Source organism: Aquitalea magnusonii (assembly GCF_003202035.1).
GTDB classification, from domain to species: Bacteria; Pseudomonadota; Gammaproteobacteria; order Burkholderiales; family Chromobacteriaceae; genus Aquitalea; species Aquitalea magnusonii.
Genome location: NZ_QJKC01000014.1, coordinates 98,527 through 113,919, shown reverse-complemented (window position 1 = coordinate 113,919; position 15,393 = coordinate 98,527). Strand labels below are relative to the sequence as shown.

At 61.4% G+C, this 15,393-nt stretch carries 19 protein-coding genes and 1 other RNA gene; 17 read left to right on the top strand and 3 right to left on the bottom strand.

What is annotated here, in order from left to right:
* The first annotated feature begins 3 nt into the window (after positions 1-3).
* The 6 genes from cobU to DFR38_RS15350 all read left to right on the top strand — a co-directional run bounded on the left by cobU (position 4) and on the right by DFR38_RS15350 (position 2,862).
* The gene (gene cobU, locus DFR38_RS15375) at positions 4-528 is read left to right on the top strand and encodes a bifunctional adenosylcobinamide kinase/adenosylcobinamide-phosphate guanylyltransferase (RefSeq protein ID WP_059285826.1); all 525 of its coding nucleotides are present in this window, start codon (positions 4-6) and stop codon (positions 526-528) included.
* Positions 528-1,403 (top strand): cobalamin-binding protein, encoded by an 876-nt coding sequence (locus tag DFR38_RS15370; protein WP_059285825.1) that lies wholly within the window; start codon positions 528-530, stop codon positions 1,401-1,403. Before cobU ends, DFR38_RS15370 begins: the two co-directional genes overlap by 1 nt.
* A gap of 21 nt (positions 1,404-1,424) precedes the next feature.
* Entirely contained in the window at positions 1,425-1,652 is a 228-nt protein-coding gene (locus tag DFR38_RS15365; protein WP_059285824.1) for a hypothetical protein, read from the top strand.
* A complete protein-coding gene (locus DFR38_RS15360; RefSeq protein ID WP_059285823.1) occupies positions 1,649-1,960 on the top strand; it encodes a cell division protein ZapA in 312 nt (103 codons plus the stop codon). Before DFR38_RS15365 ends, DFR38_RS15360 begins: the two co-directional genes overlap by 4 nt.
* 32 nt (positions 1,961-1,992) lie before the next feature.
* Positions 1,993-2,175: non-coding RNA, 6S RNA (gene ssrS, locus DFR38_RS15355), on the top strand.
* Between the two features lie 72 nt (positions 2,176-2,247).
* A complete protein-coding gene (locus tag DFR38_RS15350) occupies positions 2,248-2,862 on the top strand; it encodes a 5-formyltetrahydrofolate cyclo-ligase (RefSeq protein ID WP_059285822.1) in 615 nt (204 codons plus the stop codon).
* A 21-nt stretch (positions 2,863-2,883) separates the two neighbouring features.
* Here DFR38_RS15350 and DFR38_RS21275 read toward each other — a convergent pair whose 3' ends face one another.
* On the bottom strand, positions 2,884-3,042 hold the full coding sequence (locus DFR38_RS21275) for a hypothetical protein (RefSeq protein ID WP_158527745.1): 159 nt from the start codon (positions 3,040-3,042) through the stop codon (positions 2,884-2,886).
* A gap of 129 nt (positions 3,043-3,171) precedes the next feature.
* Here DFR38_RS21275 and DFR38_RS15345 point away from each other — a divergent pair, with 129 nt between their 5' ends.
* From DFR38_RS15345 to DFR38_RS15315, 7 genes are all read left to right on the top strand, one after another.
* Complete coding sequence (locus DFR38_RS15345) at positions 3,172-3,630, top strand: EVE domain-containing protein (protein WP_059285821.1); 459 nt, start codon at positions 3,172-3,174, stop codon at positions 3,628-3,630.
* Positions 3,631-3,656: 26 nt separating this feature from the next.
* Positions 3,657-4,598 (top strand): prolyl aminopeptidase, encoded by a 942-nt coding sequence (pip, locus tag DFR38_RS15340; protein WP_059285820.1) that lies wholly within the window; start codon positions 3,657-3,659, stop codon positions 4,596-4,598.
* Between the two features lie 31 nt (positions 4,599-4,629).
* Positions 4,630-5,022 carry a hypothetical protein gene (locus DFR38_RS15335; protein ID WP_059285819.1) on the top strand — a complete coding sequence of 131 codons (393 nt, stop codon included), beginning with the start codon at positions 4,630-4,632 and terminating at the stop codon, positions 5,020-5,022.
* Positions 5,023-5,195: 173 nt separating this feature from the next.
* Positions 5,196-7,814 (top strand): leucine--tRNA ligase, encoded by a 2,619-nt coding sequence (leuS, locus tag DFR38_RS15330; protein WP_059285818.1) that lies wholly within the window; start codon positions 5,196-5,198, stop codon positions 7,812-7,814.
* A gap of 114 nt (positions 7,815-7,928) precedes the next feature.
* Positions 7,929-8,489 carry an LPS-assembly lipoprotein LptE gene (locus DFR38_RS15325; RefSeq protein ID WP_082693422.1) on the top strand — a complete coding sequence of 187 codons (561 nt, stop codon included), beginning with the start codon at positions 7,929-7,931 and terminating at the stop codon, positions 8,487-8,489.
* Complete coding sequence (gene holA / locus DFR38_RS15320; RefSeq protein WP_059285817.1) at positions 8,470-9,474, top strand: DNA polymerase III subunit delta; 1,005 nt, start codon at positions 8,470-8,472, stop codon at positions 9,472-9,474. The genes DFR38_RS15325 and holA overlap by 20 nt, the downstream gene beginning before the upstream one ends.
* A gap of 250 nt (positions 9,475-9,724) precedes the next feature.
* Positions 9,725-9,958 carry a hypothetical protein gene (locus DFR38_RS15315; protein ID WP_226034325.1) on the top strand — a complete coding sequence of 78 codons (234 nt, stop codon included), beginning with the start codon at positions 9,725-9,727 and terminating at the stop codon, positions 9,956-9,958.
* Between the two features lie 94 nt (positions 9,959-10,052).
* On the opposite strand, the gene DFR38_RS15310 is transcribed toward DFR38_RS15315, so the two are convergent.
* The gene (locus DFR38_RS15310; protein ID WP_082693421.1) at positions 10,053-10,847 is read right to left on the bottom strand and encodes a lytic transglycosylase domain-containing protein; all 795 of its coding nucleotides are present in this window, start codon (positions 10,845-10,847) and stop codon (positions 10,053-10,055) included.
* A gap of 125 nt (positions 10,848-10,972) precedes the next feature.
* Here DFR38_RS15310 and DFR38_RS15305 point away from each other — a divergent pair, with 125 nt between their 5' ends.
* The 3 genes from DFR38_RS15305 to ahpF all read left to right on the top strand — a co-directional run bounded on the left by DFR38_RS15305 (position 10,973) and on the right by ahpF (position 14,056).
* Complete coding sequence (locus tag DFR38_RS15305) at positions 10,973-11,365, top strand: YidB family protein (RefSeq protein WP_059285815.1); 393 nt, start codon at positions 10,973-10,975, stop codon at positions 11,363-11,365.
* A gap of 280 nt (positions 11,366-11,645) precedes the next feature.
* Positions 11,646-12,215, top strand: coding sequence for an alkyl hydroperoxide reductase subunit C (gene ahpC, locus DFR38_RS15300; protein ID WP_045845828.1), 570 nt, complete (start codon positions 11,646-11,648; stop codon positions 12,213-12,215).
* 290 nt (positions 12,216-12,505) lie between these two features.
* Positions 12,506-14,056: an alkyl hydroperoxide reductase subunit F gene (gene ahpF, locus DFR38_RS15295; protein WP_059285814.1), complete on the top strand. Its 1,551-nt coding sequence runs from the start codon at positions 12,506-12,508 to the stop codon at positions 14,054-14,056.
* A 167-nt stretch (positions 14,057-14,223) separates the two neighbouring features.
* Here ahpF and DFR38_RS15290 read toward each other — a convergent pair whose 3' ends face one another.
* Positions 14,224-14,733, bottom strand: coding sequence for a YcnI family copper-binding membrane protein (locus DFR38_RS15290; protein WP_239688626.1), 510 nt, complete (start codon positions 14,731-14,733; stop codon positions 14,224-14,226).
* A gap of 145 nt (positions 14,734-14,878) precedes the next feature.
* Between DFR38_RS15290 and DFR38_RS15285 the strand changes: the two genes are divergently transcribed.
* Complete coding sequence (locus DFR38_RS15285; protein ID WP_059285813.1) at positions 14,879-15,328, top strand: YiiD C-terminal domain-containing protein; 450 nt, start codon at positions 14,879-14,881, stop codon at positions 15,326-15,328.
* Positions 15,329-15,393 lie beyond the last annotated feature (65 nt).

The following is a 15,393-nucleotide window of genomic DNA, read 5'->3' as shown; positions in this document are numbered from 1 at the left end:
GTCATGACTCACCTGATCAGCGGCGGTTCGCGCTCCGGCAAAAGCCGCTATGCCGAACACCTGGCCATCCAGCATGGCGGCCCGGTGACTTACATCGCCACCGCCGAAGTGCGCGACGAGGAGTTTGCCGAACGGGTGCGCCAGCACCGTCTGCAGCGACCGGCACACTGGCAGGTGCTGGAAGCCGAGCGTGGCCTGGCCGAACTGGTGCTGGGCCATGATCAGGAAGATGGTCTGTTGCTGGTGGATTGCCTGGGCATGTGGCTGATGCGCTTTTTCCGCAGCGACGACCAGTTCGACGAAATGGACTTTGTGCAGGAAAGGCAATGGCTGCTGGAAGCCATTGCCGCCGTGCAGGGCCAGTTATTGCTGGTGACCAATGAAATCGGCTGGGGCGTGATGCCGATGAGCAGCATGGCACGCCGCTATGGCGATCTGCTGGGCCGGCTCAATCAGGACATCGCCGCCCGCTGCCAGCGTGTCACCCTGGTGGCCTGCGGTCTGCCGCTGGCACTCAAGGGCGGCTGATGCGGCTGCGTGGCTTTGCCTTGTGGCTGCTGCTGTGTGCTGGCCTGGCCCAGGCGGCGGTCAGTGCGCCTGATGCCAGTGGCAAAGTGCTGACGCTGCCCGGTCCAGCCCGGCGCATTGTCTCGCTCTCGCCCCATGCCACCGAAATGCTGTATGCCATCGGTGCCGGCTCACGGCTGGTGGCCACGGTGGACTATAGCAACTACCCGCCAGCGGCACGCCAGCTGCCTCGGGTGGGTGGCTATAGCGGCATCAGCCTGGAAGCGGTACTGCGCCAGCGGCCCGACCTGGTGGTGGCCTGGCAGGATGGGGGCAATCTGCGCGAGCTGGAACGCTTGCGCCAGCTGGGGGTGGCGGTGTTCATCAGCCATCCGCTGCAACTGGATGATGTTGCCAGCGAAATGCACAGCCTGGGCCAATTGACCTCAACGCAGCCGCAAGCCGATGCCGCGGCCAGCCGCTATCGCCAGCGTCTGCAGCAATTACGCCAGCGCTATGCCCGCCGCACCCCGGTCAGCGTGTTCTACCAGATCAGCAGTGCGCCCATCTTTACCGTCAGCCAGCGCAGCTTCATGGGCTCGGTCATGCAGCTGTGCGGCGGGCGCAATGTATTCGGTGGTCTGGCCCAGGCGGCACCGCAGGTCAGCATGGAAGCGGTTGTCGCGGCCCAGCCACAAGTCATGCTGGCTGGCCGCGCCGATATCCTGCGCATGTGGGACCGCTGGCCGGCCTTGCCGGCCGTGGCCAAAGCGACGCGCTATGTGGTGGACGAGGATCTGCTGACCATTCCCGGCCCGCGCTTGCCGGATGGCGCACTGGCCATGTGTGCCACGCTGGACACAGCACGGCGTAGTCTGGGTTTGACGCTGGACTAGCCGACCGTTATCCTCGCCGCCATGGACAAGGAACTGGAATATCTCGAATCCCGCGTGCAGGCACTGATTGCCCGCATCAAGGAACTGGAAACCCAGAACGGCCGTTTTGCCCAGGCGCTGGCAGAAGCGCTCAAGGAAAACGCCGAGCTGAATTTCCGTGTGAACGAAACCCGCAATCGCGTGGCCGCACTGGTGGAGCGACTGCCGAAGGCGGATGAACCGGAGCAGGGCGCAGGGGAGGCAGAATGAGCGATATCGTGCAGGTGGACATCGAATTGCTGGGTCGTCACTTCACCATAGGCTCACCCGCCGACGAGCGCGAAACCCTGCTGGAAGCGGTCAGGCTGCTGGAAGGCAAGATCGACATGATCCAGCAGCATGGCAAGGTGATGGACGCCGACAAGATCGCCATCATGGCGGCGCTGAACATCGCCCACGATTTGTTGCGTACCAAAGTGGGAGAGGGCTTGGAAATGGCCTCGTTCCAGCGTAAAATACGCAATATGAGCGAGGCAGCCGACACGGCGCTTCGCGAAAGCCAGCAAGCCCTGTTCTGAACAGGCCGGCTGGTGGACACTACAGGTCAGCTTATCCCCTGCGGTGTTCGTGACGGCAAACAATTCCTTTGTACCAATGCGTTCGCTTCTGGTTGCCAGCGTGAGTCACGGGTGTGTCGCGTCCCTTGCGGACGCGCCCGAAGTGACTGGCAGGTGACCCTCCCTGGAAACAGGGTACAAGCGAATTATGCCCAAACGACACTCGCGGGGGTCTCCCTTCACGACCCGGCGCATCTTGCTCCGGGTCGTTTTCATTTCTGTGCTGTTTCAGCTTTCATCGCGCCGCCATGACTCCATCGACTTCTGCTGCTACCGACAAGATCAGCCTGCGCAAGAGCATTCGTCGCCAGCGCATGGCATTGAGCCCGGCCTATCGGGCGCAGGCCATGCGTGCCGTCGCGCGCCATGCCGGCCGTTTGTTGCGGCGGGGCAAGCGTATTGGCGGCTATCTGGCAGCGGGTTCGGAGCTGGATGTGGAAATCCTGCTCAGCACCGCCTTGCAACGCGGTGCCAGTGTCTGGCTGCCGCAGATTCCGGCGCGTGGCCGGCGCATGTGGTTTTCCCGGTTGACTGCCTCCGGGCAGTGGTACCGCCATCCGCGCTACGGGATCATCGAGTTTGATGGCCCCTGCCTGCGGGCCGAGCGGCTGGACGTGCTGTTGCTGCCCTTGCTGGCAGTGGATGAGCAAGGCTACCGCATGGGGCAGGGCGGCGGCTTTTACGACAGCAGCCTGGCCTTTCGCCGCCGGCATTCGCAATACGGCAAGCCCCTGCTGGTGGGAGTTGCCTACGATTGCCAGCGGGTCGCTGCCGTGCCGCGCGAAGCGTGGGATGTGCAACTGGACTATCTGCTGACCGAGTCGGGCTTGCACCGCTTGGCAGCAGGCCGCCCTGCTATTTAAAGTACTGGGCGGGGCTGAGACTCAACGCTCCCAGTGGTGGTAACCACGCTCAGCAGGGACGTAGACGGGAACCACCTCCACCGGCCGGAACTCCGGTCCGCGGTAGGCCACGCGTGGCGGGACAACGACACAGGCGCTCAGTGCACTGGTCAGCAGGATGCCGATCAACAGGCTTTTCATGATGTTACTCCCGGTTGCAAGGGCGGTTTGGCCCTGATGTTTATCTTGAGCCAAGCATAATCCAGCCAGACAGTTGTAAGATGGCGTAAATTGTTAAGTTAACCTTCCATTGATTAACAGACATTGCCCATGCGCTATTGGCTGATGAAATCCGAGCCGGACGAAACGTCCATTGACCACCTGATGGCCGCGCCGCAGCGCGCTTTCGAGTGGACCGGCGTACGCAATTATCAGGCGCGCAATTTCATGCGCGATGAGATGCAGCCGGGTGATGGCGTGCTGTTCTGGCACTCCAGCTGTGCCGAGCCTGGCATTGCCGGGCTGGCGGTGGTGGCCAGCACCGCCCATGCCGACTCCAGCCAGTTTGATCCGGCCAGCCCCTATTTCGATGCCCGGTCCACGCCCGAAGCCCCGCGCTGGCAGTGCGTGGATGTGCGTTTCGTGCGCAAGACCGCCTTGCTGACGCCGGCCTTGCTGCGCCAGCATCCGCCGCTGGAACAGATGCAGGTACTCAAGCGTGGCAATCGGCTGTCGATTACCCCGGTCAGCCCGCTGGAGTGGGATTACATCACCAGCCAGCTGTGCTGAATCCTGCCAACCTGACAAGGACGCCGATGCTCTATCCCCCGATTACGCCCTACGCCAGCGGCATGTTGCCGCTGGATGGCCTGCACCAGATGTACTGGGAGCAATGTGGCCGGCAGGATGGCCAGCCGGTGCTGTACCTGCATGGCGGGCCGGGCGATGGCTGTGCGCCGATGAGCCGGCAGCTGTTCGACCCCTGGTTTTATCGCGCGGTCTTGTTTGATCAGCGTGGCAGTGGCCGTTCGGTGCCGCGCGGTGAATTGCGCGACAACACCACCCAGCACCTGGTTGCCGATATCGAACGCCTGCGCGCGCATCTGGGGATAGAACGCTGGCTGGTGTTTGGCGGCTCCTGGGGCAGCACGCTGGCGCTGGCCTATGCCCAGGCGCATCCGCAGCGGGTGCAGGGTCTGGTGCTGCGTGGCATTTTTTTGGGACGGCAAAGTGAAATCGACTGGTTCATGCACAGCATGCGCCAGTTCTATCCCGAGGAATGGCAGCGCTTTGTCGCGCCGATTCCTGTTGCTGAACGACAGGACTTGCTGCAAGCCTATTACCGGCGGCTGACCGATCCCGACCCGCAAGTGCACTTGCCGGCCTGCCGTGCCTGGGGCCGCTATGAAGGGGCCTGCGTCGCCCTGCGTCAGAATGCCGACGCCATCGAGCGTGCCAGCAGCGAATATGTGGCGCTGTCGCTGGCGCGGCTGGAGGCGCATTACTTCGTGCATCGCATTTTCCTGCCCGAGGGGCAATTGCTGCAGCAGATCGACCGCATCCGCCATATTCCCGCTGTCATCGTACAGGGCCGCTACGATGTGGTGTGCCCGCCGGTCACCGCCAGCGAACTGGCGGCGCATTGGCCGGAGGCCGATTTCCAGCTGGTGGAAATGGCCGGCCACTCGCTGTGGGAGGGCGGCATTTTGCAGCTGCTGATGCAGGCACTGGAAAGCTTCAAACTGCGGCTGTGCTGAACCGGCTGGCCATGTGGCAGTCTGTAAATTGATGAAAACCTCTTTGCGCTTGTTGCTGCTCTTGTGCAGCCTGTCCATCACCCCCATGGCCTGGGCCTATACCGATGAAGGGCGGCTTCCCTTCGTCGGCCAGCCAGGCGAATTGCCGGCCGAACTGGCCCTGCGCTTTGTCCGGCAGCAGCTGGGGCAGCAGGGGCAGATCGACTATCCGTCTTTCCGGCTGATTCAGCACAGCCCGGCCCCCGCATTCGACCGGGCAGACATCACCCTGATTCGCGATGGCTTGCAGGACGACAGCGTCAAGGCGATACGCCAGCAATTGCAGCTGCGCCGCCGTAACGGACGCTGGGAGATTCACGCCGTGCGCGAGGATTTTTCCTGTTATCGGGCCAAACCGGGCTGGACCCGTCGTCTCTGCCCCTGATGCCGGGGAGGCTGGCGGCAAGCGTTTGTTTTTGTGCGGCTCTTATCGGCAGGGCACTCTGGCCGCTATAATGGGCCGATTGAATTTGCGACGGACTGCCCAAGCAGCCCTGCCTGGCGGGGACTTGGGCAGTCCGCCCTTTTGTTTTCCAGCCATTCCAGACAAAGAACACCATGCAAGAAATCTATAGCCCGCGCGAAGTCGAAGCCGCAGCGCAACAAAAATGGCAGCGCACTGCCGCCTTCAAGGCCGTGGAAGACGCCAGCCGTCCCAAGTACTACGCCTTGTCGATGTTCCCCTATCCGTCCGGCAAGCTGCACATGGGCCATGTGCGCAACTACACCATTACCGACGTGCTGGCCCGCTTCAAGCGCCTGCAAGGCTTTAACGTATTGCAACCGATGGGCTGGGACGCCTTCGGTCTGCCGGCCGAAAACGCCGCCATGAAAAACGGCGGTGCTCCGGCGGCCTGGACCTACGCCAACATCGACTACATGAAGACGCAGCTGGACAGCCTGGGCTTTGCCCTGGACTGGGAGCGCGAGCTGGCCACCTGCAAGCCCGACTACTACCGCTGGGAACAGTGGCTGTTTACCCGCCTGTTTGAAAAAGGCGTGATCTACAAGAAAAACGGCGTGGTGAACTGGGACCCGGTGGACCAGACCGTGCTGGCCAACGAACAAGTGGTGGATGGCCGTGGCTGGCGCTCCGGTGCCGTGGTGGAAAAGCGCGAAATCCCGATGTATTACTTCGCCATCACCCAGTACGCCGACGAACTGCTCACCAGCCTGGACACGCTGGATGGCTGGCCGGAACAGGTCAAGACCATGCAGAAAAACTGGATTGGCAAGAGCCACGGTTCTGACGTGGTATTTGCCTACGACCAGGACAGCATTGGTCACGATGGCCAGCTGAAGGTGTACACCACCCGTCCGGACACCCTGATGGGCGCAACTTACGTTGCTGTGGCGGCGGAACACCCGCTGGCCACCCAGGCCGCAGCTAACAATCCGGCGCTGCAGGCTTTCATTGCCGAATGCAAGGCCGGTTCCGTGGCCGAGGCCGACGTGGCCAAGATGGAAAAGAAGGGCATGGACACCGGCCTGTTCGTCATCCATCCGCTCACCGGTGCCAAGCTGCCGGTATGGGTGGCCAACTACGTGCTGTGGGGCTATGGCGAAGGCGCGGTAATGGCCGTGCCGGCGCATGACGAGCGCGACTTTGAATTTGCCAACAAGTACCGCCTGCCGCTGCTGCAAGTGTATGCCCCGGTTGCCGGTGACCAGGCTTTCGATGCCACCCAGTGGCAAGACTGGTATGCCGCCAAGGACGACAGCGTACGCACCGTCAACAGCGGCAAGTACGATGGCAAATCCTTCAACGAGGCGTTTGATGCCATCGTCGGCGATCTGGAAGCCAAGGCAGCCGGTCAGAAGAAAACCCAGTACCGCCTGCGCGACTGGGGTATCTCCCGCCAGCGCTACTGGGGCTGCCCGATTCCCATCATCCATTGCCCGACTTGCGGCGATGTGCCGGTGCCGGAAAAAGACCTACCGGTGGTACTGCCGGAAAACGTGGTTCCGGACGGCGCCGGTTCGCCGCTGGCCAAGATGCCGGAATTCTACGAAACCAGCTGCCCCAAGTGTGGCGGTGCCGCCAAGCGCGAAACCGACACCATGGACACCTTTGTCGAGTCCAGCTGGTATTACGCCCGTTATGCCTCGCCCAAGTGCGACACCGCCATGCTGGACAAGGCCGCAGCCGACTACTGGCTGCAAGTGGACCAATACGTGGGCGGTATCGAACACGCCATCCTGCACCTGCTGTACGCGCGTTTCTTCCACAAGCTGATGCGCGACGAAGGACTGGTGTCCAGCGACGAGCCGTTCAAGAGCCTGCTGACCCAGGGCATGGTGATCTGCGAAACCTTCTACCGCGAGCTGCCCAATGGCAGCAAGGACTGGATTGCCCCGCAAGATGTGGTGCTGGAACGTGACGCCAAGGGCAAGATCACCGGTGCCACCCATCGCGTGGATGGCTTGCCGGTGGTGGTGGGCGGCGTGGAGAAAATGTCCAAGTCCAAGAACAATGGCGTGGACCCGCAGGAATTCATCGAGAAATACGGTGCCGATACCGCGCGCCTGTTCATGATGTTTGCCGCCCCGCCGGAACAAAGCCTGGAATGGTCTGACGCTGGTGTGGAAGGGGCCTTCCGCTTCCTCAAGCGCCTGTGGAAACTGGCCAAGGAACATGCCGACGCCGGCGTGGTGACTGCTTATGCCGGTGGCGAGCTGAATGCCAGCCAGAAGGAGCTGCGCTTCAAGCTGCACAGCACCATCCAGAAAGTGGCCGACGACTATGGCCGTCGCCAGCAATTCAACACTGCCATTGCCGCGGTGATGGAGCTGCTCAACACCTACGACAAGACCGACCGCAGCGATGCCGCTGGCCGTGCCGTGGCCCAGGAAGTGCTGGAAAGCGTCACCCTGCTGCTGTCGCCCATCGTGCCGCATATCACCGACGCCATCTGGTCGGTATTGCAGCCGGGCAGCGAGCTGCTGGCCCAGGCCTGGCCCAAGGTGGACGAAGCCGCGCTGGTAAAGAGCGAAATCGAAATGATGGTGCAGGTGGCCGGCAAGCTGCGTGGCAGCATTACCGTGGCGGCCGATGCCGCCAAGGATGTGATCGAAGCCGCCGCGCTGGCCCATGAAAACGTGCAGAAGTTCATGGAAGGCAAACCGGCCAAGAAGATCATCGTGGTGCCGGGCCGCCTGGTGAACATCGTCGTCTAATGGCAAACCGGCCCCGGAGCATGCCGGGGCCGCCAACAAACCCGGGCCGGCTCGGACCAGATTCCCCAGTACAGGGGATGGGCTGATCCGGCTTTTCCTTACGGAGAAACAGGAATGACCCGAACCCTGCACTGGCTGGTGCTCACTGGCGCCGTACTCTTGCTCAGCGCCTGCGGTTTTCATCTCAAGGGCCTGGGGATAAGCAGCCGCCCGCTGCCCTTCAGCAGCGTTTATGTGGAAGAGGGCAGTACCCAGCTGGGGCCCTTGTTGCGGGAAACCCTGTCGCGTAATGACAGGCTGGTGGTGCTGTCCTCGCCCAAACAGGCGGAAGCCGTGGTCAGCGTGCTGAGCGAGAACCAGTCCAAGGAAGTCTCCACCATCAACAGCGGCGGCAAGGTCAATGAATACCAGCTGAGCTACACCGCGACGGTACGCACGGTGATCGGTGGTTCGCCCATCGAACCGGACATGCAGGTAGCGGTTCGTCGTTACATGAATTATTCGGATAGCGATGTGCTGGGCAAGGAGCAGGAAGAAAACCTGCTGTGGACCGATATGCGCCGCGATGCGGCCGACCAGGTCGCCCGCCGGCTGGCCTATATCAAACGCCCGGCCACCATGGGCACGACTGGCCCGCAAAGCCTGAAGCCTGCCAATGCCCAGCCTAAGCCCTGATGCGCTGGAGACGGTGCTGGCCAAGGGGCTGGCGCCGCTCTACCTGATTCATGGTGAAGAGGCGCTGCTGGCGCTGGAAGCGGCCGACAGCCTGCGCGCACATGCGCGTGCGCAAGGCTATCAGGAGCGCGAAGTGCTGACGGTGGAAGCCGGTTTCGACTGGTCGCAACTGCGTGATGCCATGAGCAGCGTCTCGCTGTTTGCCTCGCTCAAGCTGCTGGAAATCCGCATTCCCGGCGGTAAGCCGGGCAATGAGGGCGCCGAAGCCCTGCAACAGCTGGCGGCCAACCCGCCGCAAGACACCATCACCCTGATCACCCTGCCACGACTGGAAAAAGCACAGCTGCAATCCAAGTGGTATCTCGCGCTGGAAAAAGCAGCCGTGGTGGTGGAGGCCAAACCGGTGGGGCGGCATGAGCTGGGCGGCTGGATTGCCCGCCGCATGAAACGCCAGCACCAGCAACTCGCGGGCGAGGCGCTGACTTTCTTTGCCGACCGGGTGGAAGGCAATCTGCTGGCTGCCCGCCAGGAAGTCGACAAACTGGCCCTGCTCTACCCGGCCGGCGAGTTGACGCTGGAGCAATTGCGCGAAGCGGTGGCCAATGTGGCGCGTTTCGATGTGTTCCATCTGTCCGAGTCCTGGCTGTCCGGCGATGCCGCCCGCGTGCAACGCATGCTGGAGGGCCTGCTGGCCGAAGGCGAATCGCCGGTGCTGGTGTTGTGGTCCTTCACCGAGGATGTACGCATGCTGCTGCGCCTGCGCCAGGGCCTGAAAGACGGGCGGCAGCTGCGTGATCTGGCGCGTGAATTGCGCCTGTGGGGTGACAAGCAACGGCTGGCCGAGCCGGCGCTGCGCCGAATCGGCCCGCGCAAGCTGATGGCGGCCTTGTCGGAGTGTGCCCGCATTGATCAGCAGATCAAGGGCGTGGCGGCCGGCGATCCCTGGCATTCCCTGCGCGCGCTGGCGCTGCTGTTGGCGACATGATGCAGAAAAAACACAGTAATTTTAAATGGTCAGCCAGTGCTGGCCATTTTTTTTTAAATTGAATCAAAACTTATGTGGTTGTTGTTTAAATTTCTTTTAATCAACTATTGAGATTGCACAAAACCTGCCCTATGATTAAGGAGAAGTTAATTCATTTTAAACAATAATAGTTTTAGAAAAAGACACTATGCAAGACGAGGGAGTCAGAAGTGCTGCACCTGCGGGCGAAAGCAGAACCCGCAGCAAAGTCGTGTTGGTGGAAATCATCCACCAGGCGCTGGAAGTCTTGCTGACCGCGGAAGAAGCCCGCCTGGTGCATTGGGATGGCCGCATCCTGCGCATACACAAGCTGTCCTCGCGCAAGGCCAACCAGATTCTGCATGCGCCGGATGCCTATCCGGGCTTGCTGGGGGTATTCGACCATCGCGCGCACTATCGCGATCTGGCCGAGCCGCTGGGGGAAATCCTGGGTATCCAGCTCTAATGCCGCACTGGCGGTCGTGATCGATGCCAACCATGCAAAAAGGCCTTCGCAGGAAGGCCTTTGTCATGTCATGAAGCAGTCTGTCCTTGCAGTTTTACAGGGCAGAGGCTGTTGAAGCGGACAGGGTACCGGGCAGGATGACCGCACGGACACGGGGCTTGCCGGCACCACTGCGCAGGCCATCCGGATAGGCAAGGCCACCACGTTTTTGGTAGGAAGCCAGCACCTTGGCCACATAGTCGCGGGTTTCCTCGTAGGGCGGGATGGTGTTGCGATACTTCTGCACCGCCCCTTCGCCGGCATTGTAGGCGGCTATCACCAGCGGCAGATCATTGTTGAACTGGCTTAGCAGGAAGCGCAGATAGCGCGCCCCGGCCCGCAGGTTTTGCCGGGGGTCGCTCAGTTCGGTCACGCCAAAGCGCTCGCCGGTGGCCGGAATCACCTGCATCAGGCCCACCGCACCCTTGGGAGACAGGGCCTGCGGGTTGTAGCCGGATTCGACGGTAACGATGGAGTGCAGCAGATTGGCATCCAGCTTGAACTCACGCGCGGTCTGGTCGATCAGATGTTTGTACTGGGCGGCCAGCCTGGGGTTGTAGGTCGGGGCATTGACGCTTTTCAGGCCGTCGGTGCGGGGTGTGGCGGGAGCAGGCAGGCGGTTGTCACTGCTCAGGGTCGCCCCCAGGCCGGGCGTGGTGGCGTCATCCAGTGCCGCATTGCTGCTGACGGCAGGCAGCATGCTTTTCTGGTAGAGCTGATAGCGCTCGTCCAGCTGGCGGTTGGCAAGGTGAACCTGGCCCTGTTCGTCCACAAAACCATAAAGATCGGCGTGTACGCTATTGCTGGCACAGCAGGCCAGCCAGGCCAGGAAAACGGTGATGAATCGCATTGTGATGAAGAGCAGCCCGTCATTGGTTTGGGTTTGATGCGCTATTGTACTGATTTTTCTATGCTATTTTACAAGTAAAGTTTTCTGAAGACATTTTAAAGCAAATTAATGCGAAAGGATTGAGCATGAGCCTGTTTGATCAACTGGGTGGTTTGCTGGGCGGCGAAGGTGGTGGCGTGGCAGGTGCGGTCAGCGAACTGATGCAGCAGCAGGGCGGCCTGGCCGGACTGGTGGAGAAGTTCAATAGCGGCGGCATGAGTGAGCTGGTGTCGTCCTGGGTGGGGACGGGCGGCAACCTGCCGGTGTCGGCCGAGCAGATCCAGCAAGTACTGGGCAATGAGCAGGTGGCGGCACTGGCCGGCAAATTCGGTCTGGACCCGCAACAGCTCAGTCAGGCCCTGGCGGATTACCTGCCGCAGGCCGTGGACAAGCTGACCCCGGATGGCCAGTTGCCGCAGGGGGGTGATCTGCTGTCGCAGGGTCTGGGCATGCTGCAAGGCTTTTTTAACAAAAGCTGAATAAACTGCGTTTCGCCATGGAAAAAGCCGCCATTTCTGGCGGCTTTTCTTATTTTTCTGTGGCAAGCAGGCTACAGTGCCTGACCCTCCCGCTGGCTGGACCGGCCGTATCGCTACCGCCAGGGCCGATTTGCCCTGGTCTGCATGTTGATAGGAAAATTCTATTTTTAACATTTAAACAATCAAGTGGATCAATTGATACGGCCTGCTTAAGATGCATCCATCGAATGCAAACGCAGCCAACCACTGCACTTTCTTATTTCACCGACTGGAGAAAAACATGTCCGTATCGCTGATCAATACCGAAGTCAAACCGTTCAAGGCCACCGCATTCCACAATGGCAAGTTCATCGACGTGAGCGATGCCGACCTGAAAGGCAAGTGGTCCGTCGTATTCTTCTACCCGGCTGACTTCACCTTCGTCTGCCCGACCGAACTGGGCGACCTGGCTGACAACTACGCCGAATTCTCCAAGCTGGGCGTGGAAATCTACTCGGTATCCACCGACACCCACTTCACCCACAAAGCCTGGCACGACAGCTCGGAAACCATCGGCAAGATCAACTACCCGATGATTGGCGACCCGACCGGCATCATTAGCCGCAACTTCGGCGTGATGATTGAAGAAGCCGGCCTGGCCGAACGCGGTACTTTCGTGATCGACCCGCAAGGCAAGATCCAGATCATCGAAATCAACGCCGGTGGCATCGGCCGTGACGCCAGCGAACTGCTGCGCAAGGTAAAGGCTGCCCAGTATGTGGCCAGCCACCCGGGTGAAGTGTGCCCGGCCAAGTGGAAAGAAGGCGAAGCTACCCTGGCTCCTTCGCTGGATCTGGTTGGCAAGATCTAAGAACCAATTCATGGTCTGCTGAGCTGGTTAAATATGGGGCGATACTGCGTTAAAAACGCCTTCGAAATGCTCATTTACTGCATGTAAATTCCGCTTTCTCAGTCGTTTTCGCCTTGTCTCGCTCTAGCTCGCGAGACCCTGAACAGGCTCTACGCCCACCCTGGTGCCGTGCCGCGTACTGCGGTACGGCCTCCGGGCCGCAGCCAGCGGCCCGTCTCCCTACCACCCGATTGCAGTGGCAAGCTGTTGGCAGCCCTGAGCTTGCCAGTGCAATTGCCTGAGGACTTCCCATGCTCGACACCACCATCAAGACCCAACTGACCGCCTATCTGGAAAAACTGCAACAGCCGATCGAACTGGTCGCCAGTCTGGATGACAGCGCCAAGGCGCAGGAAATGTTCAGCCTGTTGCAAGACATCGCCAGCCTGTCGCCCAAGGTAACGCTGAACAGCAATGGCCAGGCCGCGCGCCGCCCGTCTTTTGCCATTGCCCGCCCTGGTGAAGCGGGCCGTATCGAGTTTGCCGGTATTCCGATGGGCCACGAATTCACCTCGCTGGTGCTGGCCCTGCTGCAAACCGGTGGCCATCCGCCCAAGGTGGACGAGGACACCATCGCCCAGATTCGTGGCCTGCAAGGCAGCTACCAGTTTGAAGTGTTTGTCTCGCTCAGCTGCCACAACTGCCCGGACGTGGTGCAGGCCGTCAACCTGATGGCGGTGCTCAACCCCAATGTGCGTAGCGTGATGATTGATGGCGGTGTGTTCCAGCAGGAAGTCAGCGACCGCCAGATCATGGGCGTACCGGCCATCTATCTGAATGGCGAACAGTTTGGCAGTGGCCGCATGGGCCTGGAAGAAATCATCGCCAAGCTGGATAGCGGTGCCGTGGCGCGTGAAGCCGAAAAGATTGCCGCCAAAGAGCCGTTTGACGTGCTGATCGTCGGTGGTGGCCCGGCCGGTGCTGCTGCCGCCATCTATGCGGCGCGCAAAGGGATTCGTACCGGTGTGGTGGCCGAGCGTTTCGGCGGCCAGGTGCTGGATACGCTGGCGATTGAAAACTTCATCTCGGTGCAGGAAACCGAAGGGCCCAAGCTGGCAATGGCGCTGGAACAGCACGTCAAATCCTACGATGTGGATGTGATGAACCTGCAACGCGCTGCTGCGCTCAAGCCGGCACAAAACGGCCAGCTGGCCGAGGTGACGCTGGAAAGCGGTGCCGTGCTCAAGAGCAAGGCGGTGATTGTGGCCACCGGTGCGCGCTGGCGCGAAATGAATGTACCGGGCGAAGCCGAATACCGCGCCAAGGGCGTGGCCTACTGCCCGCACTGCGATGGCCCGCTGTTCAAGGGCAAGCGCGTGGCGGTGATTGGTGGTGGTAACTCCGGCGTGGAAGCCGCCATCGACCTGGCCGGCATCGTCAGCCACGTTACCCTGCTGGAGTTCGGTGACAGCCTGCGCGCCGATGCGGTGCTGCAGAAGAAGCTGCACAGCCTGCCCAATGTGCGCGTCATCACCAATGCCCAGACCACCGAAGTGACTGGCGACGGCCAGAAGGTGAATGGCCTGAGCTACCAGGAGCGCATTACCGGTGAAGAACACCACGTGGCGCTGGAAGGCATTTTTGTGCAGATCGGCCTGTTGCCCAATACCGATTGGCTCAAAGGCAGCGTGGCGCTGTCGCCGCGCGGCGAGATCGAAGTGGATGCCAAAGGCCAGACCTCGGCCGAGGGTGTGTTTGCCGCCGGTGATGCCACCACCGCACCGTACAAGCAGATCATCATCGCCATGGGCGAAGGCGCCAAGGCCAGCCTGTCGGCCTTTGACTACCTGATCCGCAGCTAAGCCCTGCCGCCATCAAGCAAAAATCCCCTTGTGTCCGTTATGGATGCAAGGGGATTTTTCATCTGCCACGCCACGTCCAGAGTGTGCTTTGGAGCGGCTGACAGGATAGCGTAGCGTCGCTGGGGCAAGGCGGCGCAATGCAGCAACAGGGTTTTTGTCAGCGGCGCTTAGTGCTGGTGTGCCTGACCCGGTTCGGTCACCTGCAGCACCGCGGCCGGGGTTTTCAGGCTGTGGGCGTCTTGTCCCTCGGCCGGAATCTCCACCCAGTTGTTGCTGCCCTGGGCGCATTGCTGCTTCACCTTGAAGTACAGCTTGCCCGGCTTGGCGGCAATGCGCGTCTGGAACACGAATTCATCGTAAAAATCGCCCGGCAGATTGCCACCCGTCCAGCTGATATGGCTGACATCTTCCTTGACCAGCGTGCCGTGGTTGTCGAAGGGCTTGACCGCGCTCTTGCTCACCTGAACCTGCCAGCCCGCCTTGGGCATGGGGCGTGCCAGCTGCGCGCCTTCCGGCAGTTCCACGCTGATGCCGGTGGTGGGGCTGCCATCGCAGCCATGGCCCACCTTCAGCACGGCCTTGTAATAGCTGCCGCTGGCGGCAGTGGGCGTTTCCAGGGTGACGTGGGCTTGGGCGGCGCTGCACAGCAGCAGGGCGAGGATGGCGAGCTTTTGCATGATGGCTTCCTGGATGAGAACGGTTATCAGCCATGTATTGTAAGGGAAGGCCATGGCCGCGCCCTGCGACATCTTGTCGCAGCCACGGCTGCCGCTGTGCGCCGGCTGTGGCATGCTGGAGCCTCATTGCAGGAAAGGAATTGCCGTGCAGGACAATCAGGACATCGAACAATATCTGTATCAGGCCATCCCGCTGGCACAGGCCATGGGGGTGAAAGTACGTCAGGCCGATGGCGGGCAGGTGGTGCTGGCTGCCCCCCTGGAACCCAATATCAATCACTGCGCCACGGTGTTCGGGGGAAGTGCCGCCGCCGTGGCCACGCTGGCGGGCTGGCTGCTGGTGTATCGCCAGTTGCAGGCGCTGGGGGTGCGTGGTCAGGTGATGGTGCGGCGCAGCCAGATGGATTATCAGAAAGCCATGCACGGCGCGTTTACTGCCCACACCCTGCCGCTGGCAGACACGGCCTGGCAGCGCATGGTGGCTGCCCTGGCCAAGGGGCGCATGGCACGGCTGACGCTGGCGGTGGAGCTGGAGTGCGGCGGGGTGGCGGCGGGCCGGCTGGACGGCGAGTTCGTGGTGTTGCCGCTCAGCTGAGTGCCGCAGACCAGGGATTGGGAACCACCCACAACACGGCGTAGAGAGCCCGGGCCCAGGCGGGG